At 40.3% G+C, this 19477-nt stretch carries 18 protein-coding genes; 9 read left to right on the top strand and 9 right to left on the bottom strand.

Annotated features, from left to right (window positions below; genetic code table 11):
• Window positions 1–83 precede the first annotated feature (83 nt).
• On the bottom strand, window positions 84–968 hold the full coding sequence (locus ELX58_RS07470) for an RluA family pseudouridine synthase (protein WP_133442479.1): 885 nt from the start codon (window positions 966–968) through the stop codon (window positions 84–86).
• A 78-nt stretch (window positions 969–1046) separates the two neighbouring features.
• Between ELX58_RS07470 and ELX58_RS07465 the strand changes: the two genes are divergently transcribed.
• Window positions 1047–1625: a hypothetical protein gene (locus ELX58_RS07465; protein ID WP_133442478.1), complete on the top strand. Its 579-nt coding sequence runs from the start codon at window positions 1047–1049 to the stop codon at window positions 1623–1625.
• Here ELX58_RS07465 and ELX58_RS07460 read toward each other — a convergent pair whose 3' ends face one another.
• Entirely contained in the window at window positions 1626–2471 is an 846-nt protein-coding gene (locus ELX58_RS07460) for a class I SAM-dependent methyltransferase (protein WP_133442477.1), read from the bottom strand.
• 14 nt (window positions 2472–2485) lie between these two features.
• Entirely contained in the window at window positions 2486–2908 is a 423-nt protein-coding gene (locus tag ELX58_RS07455) for a helix-turn-helix domain-containing protein (RefSeq protein ID WP_133442476.1), read from the bottom strand.
• 87 nt (window positions 2909–2995) lie between these two features.
• Here ELX58_RS07455 and ELX58_RS07450 point away from each other — a divergent pair, with 87 nt between their 5' ends.
• The 3 genes from ELX58_RS07450 to rny all read left to right on the top strand — a co-directional run bounded on the left by ELX58_RS07450 (window position 2996) and on the right by rny (window position 6339).
• On the top strand, window positions 2996–3937 hold the full coding sequence (locus tag ELX58_RS07450; protein WP_133442475.1) for an alpha/beta hydrolase: 942 nt from the start codon (window positions 2996–2998) through the stop codon (window positions 3935–3937).
• Between the two features lie 73 nt (window positions 3938–4010).
• Window positions 4011–4697, top strand: coding sequence for a type 1 glutamine amidotransferase (locus tag ELX58_RS07445; protein WP_133442474.1), 687 nt, complete (start codon window positions 4011–4013; stop codon window positions 4695–4697).
• 40 nt (window positions 4698–4737) lie between these two features.
• Window positions 4738–6339 (top strand): ribonuclease Y, encoded by a 1602-nt coding sequence (gene rny / locus ELX58_RS07440; protein WP_133442473.1) that lies wholly within the window; start codon window positions 4738–4740, stop codon window positions 6337–6339.
• A gap of 87 nt (window positions 6340–6426) precedes the next feature.
• Here rny and ELX58_RS07435 read toward each other — a convergent pair whose 3' ends face one another.
• Window positions 6427–7203 (bottom strand): aldo/keto reductase, encoded by a 777-nt coding sequence (locus tag ELX58_RS07435; protein WP_133442472.1) that lies wholly within the window; start codon window positions 7201–7203, stop codon window positions 6427–6429.
• A 110-nt stretch (window positions 7204–7313) separates the two neighbouring features.
• Complete coding sequence (locus tag ELX58_RS07430; protein ID WP_133442471.1) at window positions 7314–8861, bottom strand: bifunctional metallophosphatase/5'-nucleotidase; 1548 nt, start codon at window positions 8859–8861, stop codon at window positions 7314–7316.
• A 239-nt stretch (window positions 8862–9100) separates the two neighbouring features.
• Here ELX58_RS07430 and spx point away from each other — a divergent pair, with 239 nt between their 5' ends.
• Window positions 9101–9511: a transcriptional regulator Spx gene (gene spx / locus ELX58_RS07425; protein ID WP_133442470.1), complete on the top strand. Its 411-nt coding sequence runs from the start codon at window positions 9101–9103 to the stop codon at window positions 9509–9511.
• A 154-nt stretch (window positions 9512–9665) separates the two neighbouring features.
• Here spx and ELX58_RS07420 read toward each other — a convergent pair whose 3' ends face one another.
• Window positions 9666–10466: an alpha/beta hydrolase gene (locus ELX58_RS07420; RefSeq protein ID WP_133442469.1), complete on the bottom strand. Its 801-nt coding sequence runs from the start codon at window positions 10464–10466 to the stop codon at window positions 9666–9668.
• Between the two features lie 130 nt (window positions 10467–10596).
• On the opposite strand from ELX58_RS07420, the gene ELX58_RS07415 reads away from it, so the two are divergent.
• Window positions 10597–11538 carry an NAD(P)/FAD-dependent oxidoreductase gene (locus tag ELX58_RS07415; protein WP_133442606.1) on the top strand — a complete coding sequence of 314 codons (942 nt, stop codon included), beginning with the start codon at window positions 10597–10599 and terminating at the stop codon, window positions 11536–11538.
• 80 nt (window positions 11539–11618) lie between these two features.
• Here ELX58_RS07415 and ELX58_RS07410 read toward each other — a convergent pair whose 3' ends face one another.
• Entirely contained in the window at window positions 11619–13721 is a 2103-nt protein-coding gene (locus tag ELX58_RS07410; RefSeq protein ID WP_418620902.1) for an LTA synthase family protein, read from the bottom strand.
• Window positions 13722–13892: 171 nt separating this feature from the next.
• Here ELX58_RS07410 and ELX58_RS07405 point away from each other — a divergent pair, with 171 nt between their 5' ends.
• Complete coding sequence (locus tag ELX58_RS07405) at window positions 13893–14168, top strand: hypothetical protein (RefSeq protein WP_133442468.1); 276 nt, start codon at window positions 13893–13895, stop codon at window positions 14166–14168.
• Window positions 14169–14223: 55 nt separating this feature from the next.
• The gene (locus ELX58_RS07400) at window positions 14224–14886 is read left to right on the top strand and encodes a histidine phosphatase family protein (RefSeq protein WP_133442467.1); all 663 of its coding nucleotides are present in this window, start codon (window positions 14224–14226) and stop codon (window positions 14884–14886) included.
• 101 nt (window positions 14887–14987) lie between these two features.
• On the opposite strand, the gene ELX58_RS07395 is transcribed toward ELX58_RS07400, so the two are convergent.
• Together ELX58_RS07395 and ELX58_RS07390 are read right to left on the bottom strand one after the other, a co-directional pair.
• Window positions 14988–15788, bottom strand: a complete 801-nt coding sequence (locus tag ELX58_RS07395; protein WP_236747675.1) for a C40 family peptidase — start codon at window positions 15786–15788, stop codon at window positions 14988–14990.
• Window positions 15789–15993: 205 nt separating this feature from the next.
• Entirely contained in the window at window positions 15994–18645 is a 2652-nt protein-coding gene (locus ELX58_RS07390) for an MMPL family transporter (RefSeq protein WP_133442466.1), read from the bottom strand.
• 141 nt (window positions 18646–18786) lie between these two features.
• Between ELX58_RS07390 and ELX58_RS07385 the strand changes: the two genes are divergently transcribed.
• Complete coding sequence (locus ELX58_RS07385) at window positions 18787–19428, top strand: glycoside hydrolase family 73 protein (RefSeq protein ID WP_174919259.1); 642 nt, start codon at window positions 18787–18789, stop codon at window positions 19426–19428.
• Window positions 19429–19477: the final 49 nt, after the last annotated feature.

Genomic DNA, 19477 nt, shown 5'->3' with positions numbered 1-19477 from the left:
TCATTAACTGATTTCGAATTTAATCTAAAATTAAAAGGCGCTACATCATTTGATGTAACGCCTTTTCTTTTTGTCTAAATTAATTAAATTTTAAAGTCGTTAGGTAAGGGTGTCGTGACGTGGACAACGTTCATATAGAACGGTTGGATTAGTTTGAGCTGCCACGAATGCAAAAGCATCGGGTCGTATAATTGAGTTTCTGGATTATACAGTGGATCACCGATGATTGGGTGACCAAGAGATGCCATATGAACTCTGATCTGATGGGTCCGTCCGGTCATTAGATTGATTTTGACTAATGAACGATTGCCCTTAGTTTTAATAACGTGATACTTAGTAATGGCTCGTTTAGCGTGAAGGCCGTTGATCTTCCGTTTCCGTTGGTCTTTAGGATCGTAACCAATCGGCTGATTAATAATGCCTGAAGGCTTTTTAAAAATGCCTTGGCACCAAGCTAGATAGGTTCGTTTGATCCGTTTCTCACTGATTAATCTGACTAGAATTGGTACGACTGCCGGATTTTTAGCGATGATTAACGCCCCGGAAGTCTGCTGATCAAGTCGGTGAACGATGTAGGGCTGCTCATGCTTAGGTTGTAAATAAGCGGCGACATGGTTAAGGGTGGTGCCGATCTCACCAGGTTGATTGGGATGCGTTTTATCACCACGTTGTTTATTAACGACTAATAGGTCACGATCTTCGTAGGCGATCTTTACGTTGGCCGCACTATCAGGATCGACGTTTGGAAATGGTTCTCGGAAATCACTAGGTAAAAAAGTGAGATCGACATGGTCACCGGCATTAATCTGGTAGTTCATCGGCAGGTATTTATGATTAACTAAAACCCGCTGGTGTTTACGGAGTCGATAAATTTTATAGCGGGGAATCAATAAGTATTTACTTAGGTAGTGCCTAACTGAACAGGGTGTGATTTCAGCAGGGACTCGTAAATGGTATTGCCACTTCAAAAGTGTCACCTTACTTTAGCTAAAGTCAATTGTGATATAATCTAACTCGACATTAGAAATCAAGTCAGGTGAAAGTATATGCAAATGGACGCTGATCAATTAATTCAGCAGATCGATAACAAGAAATTCGCTACTCAGACCAAGAGTGTCCGTAAAACAACCTTAACTAAGAATTTCAGTAAGGCTGTTCAACCCATGATTAAATTCATGATTCAGAACTTAAATGATCATCAAGCCGCTCAAGCTAATGTAAAGGTTATGAGCACTGAGATGGTGATTAGCTTAGAAGTGAACGTTATTAACTTACCGTACACCAGTATTCGACCGATGAAACGGTTAATTACTAACGACGGTAAGATGATGGCTAACGTTTACGTCATGATTGCTGATCCGGATGTTAACCGTTCCAAATTCCGTTTAGATCAGGTCGCCAGTGTTGACGATTTTATCAAGCATCCGGATGATGACGTTGCGTTTATTAAAAACTGGTTAGCTGATCAGGTTAAAAAGATTAAGGCTAATCAGGAATATGCTAAAAAGCATCCAAAAGCAAAGAAGACTAAAAAGACGACCCGAGCCCGTCGAACTAAGCGCACGTACCGTAAAAAGCGGACACGTCGGACTTATCGTCGCCGGACCAGTCGTCGTAAAAAGTAATTATTTGATTAAATAAACGTGATCATGCATGAGATCGAAACTCTGATGATGACGGTTTAATTTCTTAACCGCATCGTTCTGAATAAAGTGAGCATGCTGCCAGAACTGTTTAGAGTTCGTGGCACCGTTCTTTTCACCGATGACGATCATCGGGATATCACGACCGGATTTACGAACGGCCTGTAATAATTGCCAATCGACCGGTACACCGTCTGGTGACCAGCTCATGATGATGTATTTGATTTTATCCTGATATTTCCGGAAAGCACTGAGGGCGTCTAATTTTTCGACGTTGGTTACCAAATGCTTGCCGGTTTCGTTTTGCTTAGTCCAGGCTAAGCTATCGGTACAATAGACGTGGACGCCATGATCACGTAAGCCTTTGGATACGTAACCATTGCCGGCCATGACTTCTAAGGCCCGATCTTTAGGGCCGATAAAATGAGCTAGGTCAGCGGCGAACGGTGCCGAGATGTAAGCCCACATACCGTATTCGTTTTCTAGATATTCTCGGTAGGATCGGAGCAGTTTATCCAACTTCGGTAAGGCTTCACTATATTTATTCCAGAGTCGGTCACCACGGGTGTTGCCCTTTGGATATAATTTATTGACCCGTTTAAAGATGATGTTTTGAATGTCATCCGGTAACAGAAGGGTTGGTAAATCTTGCGGTAACTGCTTTTTCTGCAGTAAACGATCACTTTCCAAAACGTTATTAATCAAAAATTTAATCGTCATGTAATGACTAAATAAATGATAATAATGCTTCATCTGTTCGATATAAGTTGGCTTATGCTGAATCTTATGCTGACGACGGAGTTTCTTAAATAATTTCCGTTTGTTCATCAATTAATCGTCCTTTATAAAAGGTTAAGCTGCGTTTGCTTCTTTTGATTACGTTTATGGCCATTCGTTTTAGTAACGGGGTGGCTCTTTTCGTATAGGTAACCTCGGATGATTTCGTAGATTTCGTTACGGTCATCGGTACTTAACGGTTTGCCATCAAACTGAAGTGTTTTGTCACCAACGAAGAGGTTGGCTAAATCGATCTTATCGTTATATGAACGTCCCGCGATGTAATCCATGCTGACGTTGAAGTAGCGTGCTAATTTAATAATTTCGGTGTATGGTGGAATTCGAATTCCACGTTCCCAGTTTTCAATTTGAGGACTGGTGTTTAAGTGTTTCTTATCATTATGAAATTTTTTATTAAGGCCCTTAGCGAGTTGACTCAGGGTTAAATGACGACCCTTTCGAAGAGCTCTTAAACGATCTTTGAACACGATATCACTCCTTTAGCCCTATTATACCAACTTTCAGGAGCGTTGAACACTTAGTGTTGTTTGTGATCGAGTAAAGGTGAATGAGATATGAAAAAGAAATATAAATTACTTTCAGCAATTATTTTTTCGTTAGCAGTAATTTTAGGCGCCAGTTTTGTCGGTGCTGGTTATTATTTTTATAACGTTTCGGTGGTGCCAAGTCACAAGAACTTTCTTAAAAATCATCAGACCGATGAAATTAACGGTCAGCGCTGGTTTAAAAAGGTCCATGCGCAGAATTGGCATCAAATGTCCGCGACCCGGAATCTAATGTTAGACGCCAATTACGTTCCGGCAGTTAACCCAACCAGGAAGACGATCGTAATCGCACATGGTTACATGGGCGACAAGAACACGATGTGGACGTACGCTAAGATGTTTCATGACTTAGGCTACAACGTTTTAGTACCAGATGACCGTGGTCAGGGTCAGAGTCAAGGCCACTACATTGGTTACGGCTGGCCCGATCGCTTAGATTACATTAAATGGATTCATAAGATAATTCGGCATTCCGGTCGTCAGGCTAAGATCGTGATGTTCGGTGTCAGCATGGGTGGTGCCACCACCATGATGGTCAGTGGTCAGGATAACGTTCCACCACAGGTCAAAGGATTTATCGAAGATTGTGGTTACGACAGTGTAAACAGTGAACTGCATTATGAAGCTAGTCAACTGTATCACATGCCTGGCTTTATTCAGAATTCCATTATTCCGTACGTTAGCCACCTTACCCAAAAGAAAGACGGCTATAATTTTGTCCAGGCCAGTGCCTTGAATCAGGTCAGAAAGAACCATCGGCCGATGCTATTTATTCACGGTGGCAACGATCAGTTCGTTCCAACACGAATGGTCTATAAATTATACCGAGCTGATAAAGGTCCTAAACAGCTTCTGGTCGTCAAAGGTGCTCCACATGCTTCATCATATCAGACGTCACCGAAACTCTATCAGAGGACGATCGTGGGCTTTCTGAAGCAGTACTTCAAATAGTTGGCCCGTCGATATTTAACATGATTTAGATTATAATGTAAACAGATGAAAGATTAGACGGAGTGATAAGAACATGAAAATGTTAGTTGTTCAACACAATGATGTCGAAGGACCCGGTTACATTGATGACTGGGCTAAAGATCATAATTATGATGTAAAAATCGTTCGCCCAGACAAGGGTGACTCATTAACCGCAATTCGTCCCGACCAGTTAGACTTCTTAGTCATTATGGGCGGTGACCAAAGCGCTAACGATATGGATAAACAGTGGATCATTGATGAACGCCACTTAATTCAGAGAATGCATGCCGAAAAGAAGCCGATCTTAGGTGTATGCCTTGGTGCCCAACAAATTGCTAAAGCCATGGGCGCTTTGATCTTTAAAGGGATGACCGCTGAAATTGGCTGGCTACCAGTTCAAAAGTCTGAACAGAACCCGATCAGTGGTATTCCGGATCAGATGACCGTTTTACACTGGCACCAGGATCAGTTTACGTTACCCATTGACAGTAAACGGCTTTTCAAGACGAAATTAGACCATAACCAGGGCTTTATCATGGGCAACATGATGGGCTTACAGTTCCACTTTGAAGTTACTCCTGATGAAGTTAAACAGTTAACTAAGGCTGATGCTGGTTTTATTAAGGCTAGCGACGCTCCGAATGCTGTTCAACAGACTGCTGACCAGATCAACCAGCATGAATTTCCAAAGGATAACAAGAAAGTTCTGTATAAGTTAATCGATCAGATCGTTAAGTAATTAATTTGAATTTAAATCTTGAAAAGAAAGGAGGGTCACAATGTTTACAGCTGGAATTATCGTTGTCATGGCCGCGTTAGGCTATTCAGGTGGTGTCATGATTAACAGGAAATCTAATCAGCACCGATTATCACAAGCTCATCAACGTGCACACGCCTATCTAAAGGATCAGCAGCACGCGATTGATGGTCATAAACGAGTCATCCTAAAAAAGGATCATTTAGCTAGCCAAAAGCACCTTCAGAATAGTGAAAAAGATTTAGATAACCAGCAGCATGACAATTCAGAATTTGAAGATCGACTGCGTAACCATTCCGATTATTTAGACCGAAATAACGCTCGGTTAGATAAATTATTTGATGCGTTTAAGGATCATCAGCAGAAGTATGATCAGGTGCATGATCATTATCAAGCCACGATTAAACAAGCTAATGATCTAATTACTAAATGTCATAAGAAACTGAATCAGATTAGTCAGATTGATGATTCGACCGCTAAGACAACGGTTCTTAACGCTACTAAATTAGAATTAAAGCGTGAAAAGGATATTATCATCAAATCCAAGACCGAAGACGCCGAAGAGACCGCTGATCAACGGGCCGCTGACATTATTATCGAAGCAATTCAGCGTGGACCGATTGATTTACCACGTAATCATATTGAACGTAGCATCAATGTTCCGGATCCAATTATTAAACGACGGTTATTGGAACATAACGCACAGCACCTTCGTTTAATCGAAAGTGTTACCGGGACCGATCTATTCTTTGATCCTGATGATCCGTTATTACTTCATATTGGGACCAACGATCCAATTCGTCGAGAAACCGCTCGACGAACGTTAAGTAACTTGATTGTGTCCCGCCACATGACGGATATGAACATTGAAGTTCAAGTTCGAAACGCTGAAGATGAAGTTGATAACGCACTTCGTGAAATTGGTGAAAACGTCATTAACGAAATGCATCTGGGTTGGATGCATCCGGATTTAATGAAGATCATCGGTCGTTTAAAGTTCCGAACCAGTTATGGTCAAAACGTCCTGTATCATTGTATGGAAGTTGGTCAGATGGCTGGTGTGATGGCCGCAGAATTGGGCTTAGATACCCAATTAGCTCGTCGTGCTGGTTTATTGCATGATGTTGGTAAATCAATCGATCATGAAGTTACCGGGACTCACGTTGAGTTAGGGGTCAAATTAGCGAAGACCTATCATGAAGATCCAATCGTAATTAACGCGATTGCGGCTCATCATGGTGATGTTCCGCCGACCAATTTGATTTCGCTTTTGGTATCAACTTCTGATGCATTGTCAGGTGCCCGTCCAGGAGCCCGAAGTGAATCGATTGAAGAATATCTGCAGCGATTGAAGAACTTAGAAAACATCGCCAACCAACAAGCTGGCGTTAAAGAGAGCTATGCGATTCAAGCGGGTCGTGAATTACGGATCATTATTGATCCAAAAGCAATGGATGATAAACAGAGTGCTGAATTAACTAAACACGTTCGTGATCGAATTCAGAATGAACTGTCTTACCCAGGTAAGATCAAAATCACGACGATTCGAATGCTTAAGGCCATTCAGTACGTTGGTAACTGGCATCACCATTATCATCATTACCGCGACAGTCGCCGCGCCTAAGTGATCGTTAATTAACTTAAATTGTAAAATGAAAACACCTGGCTAAATTCAATTTAGCTAGGTGTTTTTGTGTATGGTTATAAATACTTATTGGATATTATTAATGGTCTTCATTTCACTAGGGGTGAGTTTGAAGCTGTAAATATCAAAGTTTTCCTTCATGTACTGTGGGTGAACCGTCTTGGCTAAACTAACGATACCACGTTGATATAACCAACGAAGAATGACCTGGCTGTTGGATTTACCATGAGCTTTAGCAATTTTACCTAACGTTGGGTCATGGAAAGCGTTGTGGCGACCTTCAGCAAATGGTGACCAAGCTTCGGGGACGATATTGTGATCTTCTAACCACTTAACTTCATCGTGCTTCTGATCCCACGGGTTGATTTTAATTTGGTTAACGGCTGGTTTAACACCAAACTTTTTAATCAAGTCAACGATCTGTTGACTAGAGAAATTGGAAACCCCGATTGATTTTAATTTACCGGCTTGATGAGCTTCGATCATGGCTCTCCAGGCTTGATCATATTCACCGTGTGGCCAGTGAATTAAGAACATGTTAACGTAGTTTAAGCCAAGGTCCTTTAAGGATTTATCAATGGCATTTTTAGCGTCGTCATACTGGAAATTAGTTTCCCAGATTTTGGTTTCAACGAATAATTTATCACGATCAATCCCAGAAGCCTTAATGCCTTTACCAGTTTGATCTTCGTTGTCATACATTTCGGCCGTATCAATAAAGTTATAGCCGGTCTTAATCGCCTCACGAACGGCGTCGGCGCATTCCTTGGTGTCAGGAACTTGAAAGTCACCAAAACCGTTAGCTGGGATTCGATGACCGTCGTTTAATTTAAGATATTGCATAACTAGGTCCTCCTCAACACTTGTGATTAGTCTAAGCTAAAACTGATTTCAGGATAAGAAAAACGCTTCAAAAAATTGAAACGTCTTTCTAATGAATTAAATGATTATAATTATTTTTTATAAATTACTTTAAAGTTGTGGTTATTGGTTGCGTTAATTACGGGATGCCTCTTGAGGTAATGAGCAATCACCTGGTCCATTACCATATGGCTGGTTTTAACGATTTGACTGCGGTTGAACATAGGATAATGGCCACCACCGACGGCACGATAGGTATTAAGAACGATTTTCAACTTTTGATTGGGTCTGACTGGTTTCCCGTGATAGGTTAACTTAGTGATGCGGTGACCGATTGGTTTAGCAATGTTCATGACGTAGTTAACGCCTTCGTACATGTCGTAACAGTAATTTAGTGGCTTAGGATAGACAAACGGGCGACTGACGGTAAATTTACCGTTCTTATAGGTAAAGTATTTAGCGCTTTGTTCCATAGCTTCCTTTAGGATTTTACCGTTAATAATGGAAAGTGACAAAGTGTTGGGATAAACGTAATTCGTCATGATGTTACGGAGAGTAATTGGATTTTCAAAGCCGTGAGCTTCATTGGTAAATAGGGATGCTGCCGAAATGTCAGCACCCATGGTCGCCATCTGAACGTGCTGGATAAATTCGATGAAATTGCATTTATTGATCCGGGCTTCAGGAGCACTCTTGAATGATAATGAGCCATTAATCGTTGCTAGTGGGCGGTTTAACCAGTGATCAACGGCTTTTTCGGTGGGCTTAATCGCTTGAGTAACCTGCGGATCCGGAGTATAGTCCTTGGTCGGAATTAATTTAACTTGAGAATCAGTGATCTGTCGATTCGCGTTGATGTCCAATGTAACGACACCCACTAATTCACCGCGGTGACCGACCTGAATGGTTGGAACACCAAAGAGATGATCAGCGATGATGCGGTGTTGATGACCGGTTAACAAAGCGTCAATCCCTTTGACGTCTTTAAGCATTTGGTAGCTCTCGTTTTCACCCTTTAGGATCTCAGTTGGGACCCCTTGTTTATTACGTTCAAAGCCACCGTGATAGGCAACGATAACAACGTCCGCTTGTTTACGCATCAAAGGCACGTATTTCTTGGCGGTCGTAACGGCTGAAATAAACTTGAGTCCCTTTAGGTTCTTTGACTTTTCCCATTTCGTGGTTCCCTGGGTTGTTAAGCCCATTACGGCAACCTTGATTGGACCGACCTGTTTAACGATGTAAGGCTTGCCAAAGGGATGGTGGCCTTTGGAATCGACGATGTTCGCACAAAGGAACTGACGATGGGATTCCTTGATGGAATTTAACAGATAGCTTTGACCGTAGTTAAATTCATGATTACCGACGATCCCAAAGTCATAATGAACCTGGTTAAATGCGGCGTCCAATTCGTGCGGGGCCGATTCTTTTTTGATTTTAGCTAAGTAAAAGGATAGTGGCGAACCTTCGAGATAATCACCATCATCGAAGGTCAACGTGTAAGTGTGCTTCTTTTGAAGTGCTTTTAGACATGTGGCGGCTCGTTCGAGGCTGAACGGGGCGTCCATTTGCGAATTAACGTAGTTGGTTGGAACGAGATAGCCATGAACGTCACTGGTTAATAAAAGATTTAGTTTCATGGAATTTATCCTCCGTAATTACTTTTTAACTGTTACCTAAATTATAGTTAATTTTGAAAAAATTGTGAACCATACGCTGGATTGTTACATAATTGTTAAGAATTATCACTCTAGTAAAAAACTGCTAAAAGGGGCTTAAAAGATATGTCATGTATGATATGCTTTACAAGATCACAAATTAACGGACCAATTTTGGTTAGTTAAGATTTTGTGATCTGGTTTTCAAAGGAGTTGATTATATGTTGAATCTTTATGTAGCTCCAAGCAGTGCATCAAGCCGCAAAGCGCGCGGATGGTTGAAAGCTCATAATATCCCGTTCCGTGAACGGAACATTAATTCTAAGCCATTAAATGCCGATGAAGTTAAGCAGATTTTACGTTTAACCGAAAACGGTAGTTCGGATATCATTTCCACCCGTTCAAATATTTACAAGAAGTTAACGAGAAAACTGCACATGAACTTAGAAGACCTATCTCTTTCTCAGCTCATCAGTTTAGTCGTTAAGTATCCTGACTTGATGCGTCGTCCGATCATTTTTGATAACAAGCGGCTTGAAGTTGGTTACAACGAAGAAGAAATTCGTCGCTTCTTACCACATAAAGTTCGGATGGCTGAACTTCATCATCTAGAGGCTCAACTTGATGCTTAAAGCTATATTGCTTGATAATCGCTCCATGAAAATTGAATAATATTGCAAAAGGCCGCTGATATAATCACAGCGGTCTTTTTGTATGCTTTAATTTAGGTAAAAAGAAACCTCACTTAAAAAATGAGGTTTATAAATATTAATTTAATTAATTTCGTTATTTTTCTGAACCGGCAGGATATTCGTTGTTCCATAAGAATTCGGCGATGATCTTATCTAACGACGGATTTTCATGAAGCATTGAGTGTTCAGCGCTCATCGGGTTACTGCTGTATACGTAGTAACGGTATTTACCAACGTGCTTTCGGACTAATTTGCCCATCGGCTTAACGATTTTATTCGGAACTTCACCATCGGTCTTGGAATTATAAATTTCACCGGCGATGTTTAAAATGTGCAAGCCTTTTGGCAGATTCTTGACTAACGGATCGTTCGGTGCGTAGTTAGCACCGATCGTAACTAATTTGACGGGTGTTGGCACCTGTTTAGCGTGCGGATTATGAATCATGTAGTCAAAGGCGATGTTACCACCTGATGAATGACCAATGAAGTTGACTTTCTTGATGTGGTACTTCTTGTACAGGTAGTGCATTGCGTAAATCATCTGGGCAGCCTGACGATGAGGATGAAGATCATCCTGGAAGATCAGCTGGACCATCGGGTTATTCTTAACGATCGGATGATATTGTTTCATGGTTGAAATATGATTCTTTTTAGAAATATAGATTCGAAGTGATTTAGTCGCAACGTTATGCCATGAGTATTGATTAATAAAATCATTGGTTGATGCGGCGTTACCACCAAATCCTGGAATAAAAACCGTTGCGGTGGATTGTTGCTTAACGTGAACAGTATTCAAAACTCGACCACGGAATTGCCACTGAATGAGGACACAAAAGATAATGACTTCAATAACGATGACAATGCCTAGAGCGATTTTCTTGGGGGTAAAATGCATGAATTGACTTCCTTTACTAAAGCGTTAATTCTCTTTTATGATATTATATTAGAGGTAAAAAGAAAAGAGGATCGTTATATTGAATAATAAATTTTACGACATCACCGTAATCGGTGGTGGGCCCGTTGGGATGTTTGCGGCCTTTTATTCAGGCTTGCGAGATGCCAACGTGCAGCTGATTGAAAGTCTTGATCATTTAGGTGGTCAGGTCTCAGCACTTTATCCATACAAAACGATTTTGGATGTCGGTGGTCATCCTGGCATTCAGGGTAAAGATCTAGTTAAATCCTTAAAGAAGCAGATGCATATGATGCACCCAACCATCCGTCTAAACCAGGCCGTTCGGGATATTATCCCGGTTGACGGTGGCTATCAGATCGTTACTGATCAGACCAAGACTTATACGAAAGCTATCGTGATCGCTACCGGTGGTGGTGCCTTTAATCCCCGAAAGTTACGGGCCAAGAATGCTGAAAAATTTAAAAATAAACAGTTATTCTACAGCGTCCATAATTTAGATCAATTTAAGAACAAGACGGTATTAGTTGCCGGTGGTGGTAACTCGGCAATTGATAACGCCTTATTACTTAATAAGGTTGCTAAAAAGGTCTATCTGTTACACCGTCGTGATACTTTCCGTGGCTTTGAACGGATGGTCGATCGCGTTAAACAATCATCAATCGAGTTAATTACGCCGTATTTAATTCGTGAGTTGAATTCCACTGATGACGGTAAGTTATTAGTTACCGCTAAGAAAATGCGAACAGAGAACGATTTTCGTCGAATTAAAGTCGATGACGTGGTAGTTAACTTTGGATTCGTTGCTACTAACCAGGCCATGCGAAAGTGGAGCCTGAAGCTAAAAGGGTTGCTTCGTAAGGTCGATGTTAACCAGCAGATGAAGACTAACGAGAACTTAGTTTATGCCGTCGGTGACGTAGCTAAATATAAGGGTAAGGATACCTTAATCGCCACCGGTTTTGGTGAAGTTCCAATTGCCGTTAATTCAATCATGCGTGCGTTATACCCAAAGCGTCGTTTACCAATTCACAGTACGATGCTTAAACATTGATCATTGTTAAATTTAATCAAGTAAATAAAAACCAGACTGACAATTACATCAGTCTGGTTTTTATTTATCTAAATTTAAAACTAATTGCTTGAGCTATCGGAAGAATCATCACTGGATTCTGGGGCATCGGTCTTGTACATGTCCGTGGTTGAATGGTGATGATGCTTACTGTAAATGCTGCGTGACTTCTTGCCTAACCGACGTTCAATTTGTTTAGCGCGATGAAGCTCATGATTGTAGTCGTAATCATTTGGATTGACGGCTCTGAAGCCCTTTGGGTGATAGAACCGCAGTAGATTCTGTTCGTTGGGTTCATCGGACAATGATAGTTCAAGATCGACTTTCGCCTGAATTCGGGCTAGTTTCTGGGTTAATTTACCGTGGGGATGAATGACTTTGCCAGTCTTGGTGTCATAGATCACACCGTCGATCGAACTGTACTTTGGACTTACCCAGTCACGGTTACGGAACGGTACAATTTGGTCATGTTGCTTAGAGAACAAATCGGTCCCAAATTGAATGTACGGTCGTGAATTAATTCCGATCATGTGCATCAGAGTTGGTAGGACATCAATTTCACCACCGAAGGTATGGTCGATGTGACCGTTCTGAATGCTTGACATGTTGATCATGAACGGAACCCTCTGAACTTTGGAATTATCGTAGTTGTTCCATTTATCAGGACTGACACCTAAGACTCGAGCCAGGTCCGTGTTCTCCGAGTTCGAAATCCCGTAATGATCACCATAAAGGACGATCATGGAGTTCTTCATTAATCCGGAAACTTTCAAATAGTGGTAGAATTCCTGAACCGCTTGATCCAAGTAGTGAGCCGTCTTGAAGTAGTTATTAACGACGTTGTCGTCAGTGTCAGGGCCCTTAAAGTCCGTATCTTCTGAACTTAGCGTGTACGGGAAGTGGTTCGTGACGGTAATGTATTTGACGTAGAACGGCTGCTGCAAGTGCTGCAAATATTTAACGGAATCCTTGAACAGTAGTTTATCCTTTAGTCCGTAACCGGAGGACCGGTCACCAGAAGTGTTAAAGTAACTAGCGTCAAAGAAGTTCTGAACACCCATGTTCTTATAGGTGTTATTTCGGTTCCAGAAACTGGCGACGTTACCATGAAAGACCGCACTGGTGTAGTGTTTCTTTTGGGCTAAGATTGCGGGAGCCGCCTGAAACGTGTTATCACTACCAAGTTGGGCAAATAATGACCCTTGTGGCAAGCCATAGGTACTGGTTTCTAACATATTTTCGGCATCCGAAGTTTTACCTTGACCCACTTGGTGGAAGAAGTTATCGAATGCGTAGGTATGCCGACTGTGATAGAGCTTGTTTAGGAACGGCGTGACTTCACGACCGTTAATTTTTTTATCAATTAAGAATTGCTGGAAACTTTCTAAATGAATAATAATGACGTTCTTGCCACGGGCCAAACCATACATCTTTGGGTTCGGAGCTGCATAGTGATCACGTGTAAAACTAAGAACACCTTTTAATTGTGACTTGGTGGCATTATCCCGCATATCTTTATTGTGCTCGGACTTCACACCATCATATGCGGTAAAGAAGTCTAATCCCATGTACTTTACGATGTATGAACGATCGAAGGTTCTGGTGATTAATTGCGGCCGGGCAGCTTCACCCATTAATAGATTGGTCGCAAAGATTAAGCAGGCGATGGACGTCATCATGAAGCTCTTTTTAAAACCAATCGGGTGATTATCGATCTTGATAACTCGGCACAGCATTAAGACCAGCACGATGATTAAATCTAACCAGTAAAAGACGTCGTGCGGTGACGTTAATGCTAATGAACTGCCGCTTAATCCCTGATCAACTTTTGAATATCCAGTCATGGTGTTAACCGTCATAAAATCAGTAAATTCACGGAAGTAAATGACGTTTAGGTAAAGTAATACCGTGTTTAAGATATCGATGATAAAGATGATCGGGTAAAAGAAACGGGATCGTTTAAAGTACAACGCAATCCCGAACAGTAACATCGTGGTGGCGATCGGGTTGATCAAGGCCACAAAATATTCATAGGCATTAGCGATCCCCAGCTGGAAATCGGTGAAGTATGCGTAAATGGTTTTAGCCCAGAACAGGGTGACTAGAAGCCAAAAAAAGCCCATTCTTGAGCTGACTAATTTAAAAAATTTCTTGACGATCTGCAAAGTTCAGAACTTCCTCGATTAAATGGTTAAATGCAATTCAATCATAACAGAAACCAGGAACGTTATCTTGATTTTCGGCAGTTAATAAATAGATATTTGCATTTTATATAAAAAGAATTATTATATAGTTAATGTATCGCATGTTGTCAATAACCTGTGGAGGGATTATCTATGACAATGACGAATTCTACGATTAACTGCAACTTAACAGTTGAAGCTAATAATGGGAATTCTTTTCGGTTTGGTGCAAAACAGTTACACCGGATCTTGAATTCCCTAACCCATAATGCCGAAGTAATTAATCGGGCGGGCGTCTTAATTTTGACCCAGCTAATGTCCTATCGGTTAATTAAATTATATGATCTTAAATGCCTTATTTATCGAACGTTAAAACAACTTAGTTACAAACAGATTGCCCACCGCTATTACGAAGAACAGTTAGCCTGATCTTTTGAGTGGGCTTTTTATTTTATTCTGATTTGATTTAAAGGTGATGAAATAAGTGAGTAAGAAATTTAATTTATACATTGTCCGCCACGGACAGACGTATTTTAACATTTTTAACAAACTTCAGGGTTGGGCCAACTCTCCGTTGACTAAGAACGGAATTGCCGGTGCCAAAGTTACTGGTAAGAAGTTAGCTAACACTAAGTTCGTTGCTGCATATTGCAGTGACACGACCCGTGCTGAAGTTACGTTAAACATTATTTTACACGAAAACAAAGTTTCTCATAACGTTAAACCCATTAGTTCAATGTTATTCCGTGAAGAATTCTACGGCTACTACGAAGGTGGAGATGTTAATAACACCTGGTATCTAGCCGGAGCTCCGCATGGCTTACCGACTTTTAAGGATATCGTTAAGAAATATTCGATCGGTAAAGCTAAGGATTACTTAAAAGAAGCTGATCCATTCCATATGGCTGAAAACAACGCTGATTACTGGCGACGTTGGGACAAGGCTTTCCAGTTAATCCGCAGTAACCCAAAGATTCACGATGGGGATAACGTTCTGTTAATCAGTCATGGTAACAGTGTTCTAAGCATGGTCGAACGTTTTGGTAACGGTAAATATGATGTCACCAAGCGTCCTGCAAACGGTAGCTTAACCAAATTATTGGTTTCCGATCACGGAGCTAAAGTTACCGGTTATAACATCAAATAATTAACCGAATTTAATAAGACACGAAAAAAGCTCACGATTTATAAATCGTGAGCTTTTTATTTGGATTAATTTTAAAAATTATTTAGCGATGATTAGAAAGATTAGTATTTGTAACTACGAACAACTTTAGCACAGCCAACTAAGTGCCACCATGGTGCGATTACCTTTTCGATAACAACGCCACGTAACTGAGCATCGATCATATTACCATTACCGATGTACATACCAACATGACTGATAGCAGATGGAGCAGCACCGAAGAAGACTAAATTACCAGGCTTGATGTTGGCGTATGAAACTGGTTTTTCATAAGTATACTGATCACCAGCAAGTCTTGGTAAGTTAATGTGTTTAGCGTTCTTATAGACGTACTTAGTGAATCCTGAGCAGTCAAATACTGTCGGACCATTGCCACCCCATACGTATGGATCACCTAACTTAGATGTTGCTACTTTGTATAGCTTAGTGTTGGTGAATTTAGCGGCAAGGTAACTGTCTTTACTGTTATATGTATTGCCTTTGTAAGAATAAGTTTGGTTTGAAGCTTGATCCTGGTTTTGATCATTAGCTTCAGAATTAGAAGTTGCAGCAAGCTTAACCGTCTTAGCGGTTTTCCGTGGCTTTACTGCGTAATGGAAATGACGAGCGTAATGTTTAACGGCAACGTGTTGCTTATAAACAACCGGCTTCTTTAAAGAATTCTGAGCATTATTATAATGATGAGTAAAATGATAGATTGGGTAAGTCTTTGGTTCTTTATAATTCTTAACTTCTGTCGTTTGTTGAGCAGAACTTTGATTTTGAGAACCGTTAACTTGATTAGCGGATACGGCTGCAGAACCAGCAACCATTAAAAGACCAAATGTTAAAGCACTAGTACAAACTTTCGCTAAATATTTCATAAATCAATCATCTTTCCAATTTCTTATAAAATACTCGATACCTATAAGAACTACATTGAATATAGTAGGGGAATTATGTTACAGGACTGTTACACAGCAATTTCAAGTCAATTACAAAGCCCCAGGATGTGTAACTTTTGGTAATAAAAAGAAACGACGCCAAAATTTTAGTGTCGTTTGTTAAGTATTTAGGTGTCCTATTCCATTAAATTCGACTGTGTGGTAACGTTTTTAGATACTTACCCAGCGCACTAGCCAATAATGGTAGTGTCCAGTTAAAGATAATGGTTGTTATAATAACAATTAAGCTAATTTGAGCAAATTGATACGACATGCCAAAGAATAGCGATAGGGGTGTCAACGTAACGATGATTAAAATTGTCGTTACGTTTTGCCCCAAGCTGGTAAACGTTTCGTGTAACCATTCCGTTAAATCTACCGATCGATGTCGGTAAGAAAGACTGAGTGGTACCAATTCGATGATCGCTACGCCAATTAGAGTGGTCATAACGGGTAACAGAATTTGCCAATTGAACTGGGCTTGGTTAGTGGTGTAACGCACGATTAGTTCGGTAATCTGAAATCCAGCTAATGAACTGATTCCAAAACTAATTAACCAGAAGAGTGGGTTGAAGATTGAGCGACTGATTAAACTAAGGCCCAGTAAAACGATGCTCGTAATAATTACTAATGAAATAAATAAGCCTAGTTTAGCGTTCTTATGGATAGTGGCCTGTTCAACTGGAACGCCACTGAAGGCAACTTTAGCGTGACTTAATGGGGTACCTTGCAATGTCGTATGGGTCTCAGAGATTAGATGTCGGATTCGTGACTGGTTGTAACGGGTACTAGGAGCTTGATCAAAGATCACCTGTAATTTAGTGATTCGTTCGTCTTGGCTCGTAAAGTTAATTAACGATTGTTGAAAATCGGTGTCTTCAATTTGGCCGGGCGTAATGAAGTATTGATGGGATGCTGATGATCTTTGCAGACTGCTCAGGTAACCGTAAATATCGTTTAACTGACCATTAACTTTTTTAATCTGACTCTGGGTTGACGAGATCTGCTTATTGACGGCTTTAATCTGGTGTTGGTAGGTTTTGACGTCATTATTAATGGTATTGATGTTACCAAGTTCAGTATCGAGTTGATCCAATTTACTATTCAGATCTTGAAGTTGAGAATTGTAACTACTGAGCTGACTATTAATAGTAGCTTTTTGCTTACCAGTAGCTGAATTTAATTGATTGTTAAGGTTAATCCTCGGGATTTGACCTCTAACGTTCGATAACTTATTTAAACCATTTCGGATTTTCTGCAACTGATGATGACTGAGCTTCTTATGGTTACGACCTAGACTTTTATCCGCTCGATATAATTTATTTTGGTTTTGGTTTAAATTACTGTTAATAACGTTAAGTTGATGATTGACGTAATACTTATTGATGGGCATACCACTAGGTTGAGTTACGGAGTAAACCGCGTTAACACCTGGCATGGACTGAAGTTTATTGGTTAAATCATCAACCGGTCGTAACGTTGGTTCCCGGTTAAATTTTTGTGGACTTCGTAAATAGATCGTTACCGGAGTGGATTTACCAGCTGTAAAGTGAGCGTTTAACTCATTGCTTCCTTTATATGCTTGGTTATTAGTTGGGACGTTATTGGATTGTTGATAATTAAAGTTGTTCCGATATGAATAGGCAAATGGCACGATAAAGTAAATTACGGCGATGATACCAATTAATGGTTGCCAGAGTGATAATCGGGTTAACCGGTTCCACAGTTTATGACCATTGGGTTGGTTGTAATGATGACTTGGCCATAAAATATCTGAACCTAGCCAAGCAATGAACGTTGGAATTAATGTTATTTCGGCTAAAGTTAACACGGCAAAAGTGATGCCTAAATTAGCGCTTAACCTTACGTTAGCTTCAGGAATCATAATGGCGGCACCAAAAGCAACGGTTAGGATTAAGCCACTAAGTTCAATCGGTCGTTTTATATATCTTAAGCCTTGTTGGACGGCGTTATTGGCATCACGATGATTAGGCAGTTCATTAATAATGGCTTGGCAAATTAGATACGTCATAATGGTACCTACCGTTATGATCACCAATAAAATGGCAAGTGGCGTGAATTCGTTGAAACCGGTCCACTTAGCTAGGTTACCGGCTAAACTTAATGAAATTAAATCCGTAATTAATAGGGTAATTAATGAAATAATCGGGACAATTAATGATTTAAAGATAAAGCCGATCGTCATGCTAGATAGAACTAAACCAATCACGGTAATCATTGCTGTGAGGTGAACGGTATGATGCACGCTGGCTGCTTTCAATAATTGTGGACTGGTAACGGAAGAACGAAGTGTTGGAACGTACATCTGACCTTTAATTTCATTGGCCCAAATGTTGGCATTGGCACCTTGATTAGGATTCCCAACACTAAGTTGAATTAATTCAGTTGAATTGTCATGGGATTTTAATTCATCACTACCGTTTCGATCGGTATTAAGATCGGTAATCTTTTGAATTCCGTATTCAGAGGCATGTTTTTGTAGATGACGAACCCGTTGGTCAATCTGTTTTTGCTGATGATCGGTAATTTTACCGTTTCGTTCGTTATAAACTACGTCGGCAGTTGTTGTGTGACCAAGTCGTCGTCCCCAACCACGTTGGAGTCGATTTGAATTGATTAACTGTTCAGATTGGGAAATCTGGGATGGCTCCCGCAATTGTTCGTTAAGATCAGTCGTTAAGTTAGAAATACTCGGTAATTTGACGATTGCGATAAAAATTAAAATTAACCAAAAAATAATGATGATTAAACGATTTGGCTTGGTGGATTTAAACATTAATATGCCCCTCTGCGAGAATTAACAGCATATTAAATTTTACCATATATAGTTGATGTTATTGGACTAGAAAATACGTAAATTATTTAGTAGTATAATGAAATTGCAAAATTGATTATAAAAATATAGGGGTAAATTACGTTGAAAAAAGTAAATCGTGTAAATAATCATCGAGGCAAAGTCATTTTTTGGCTAGTCGCAATCGTCTTAGTTATTATTATTGGCTTTGGAATTCGTGGTGTAAAAGATCATTTTGATCACGTTACGCAAATCCGTCAGGAACAAAATGATCCTCAATTACAACAGCAGCGTCATGATAAGCAATTTATGCGGACGATCGCAGTTCCGGCCATCAAAACCTATCGAAAGAATTATCAGATCTTACCCAGCATTGTAATTGCCCAGGCAATTGTTGAATCGAACTGGGGCACGTCGAAGTTATATAAAACCGCTAATAACCCGTTTGGAATTAAGGGCTCATACCATGGTAGGTCCGTAACGTACGAAACGGCTGAATACGAAAAGGGTAAGAAAGTTACCATTAAAGCCGCTTTCCGTAAGTATCCTAGCTTGGGTGCCGCGATTTTAGATCATGATCACGCTCTTAGTAAGGGCTTCATTCATCGGCGTCACGTCATGAGTTACATTACCGATGCTAAACTCTTACAAAAGAACCATTACGCAACCGATCCAAACTACGCTAAAAAGTTAATTAACGTTATTAAGCAATATCATTTAAACCGCTATGATTTAGAAGCTTTAAACGGTAAGTCAACGTATTAAAAAACATATTAAAAGGTAAATAATCTCTATATTTTGAAGGGAACGGTTT

This window comes from Acetilactobacillus jinshanensis, from assembly GCF_004359375.1.
Classification (GTDB): Bacteria; Bacillota; Bacilli; order Lactobacillales; family Lactobacillaceae; genus Acetilactobacillus; species Acetilactobacillus jinshanensis.
This window is presented reverse-complemented; position numbering and strand designations above follow the sequence as displayed.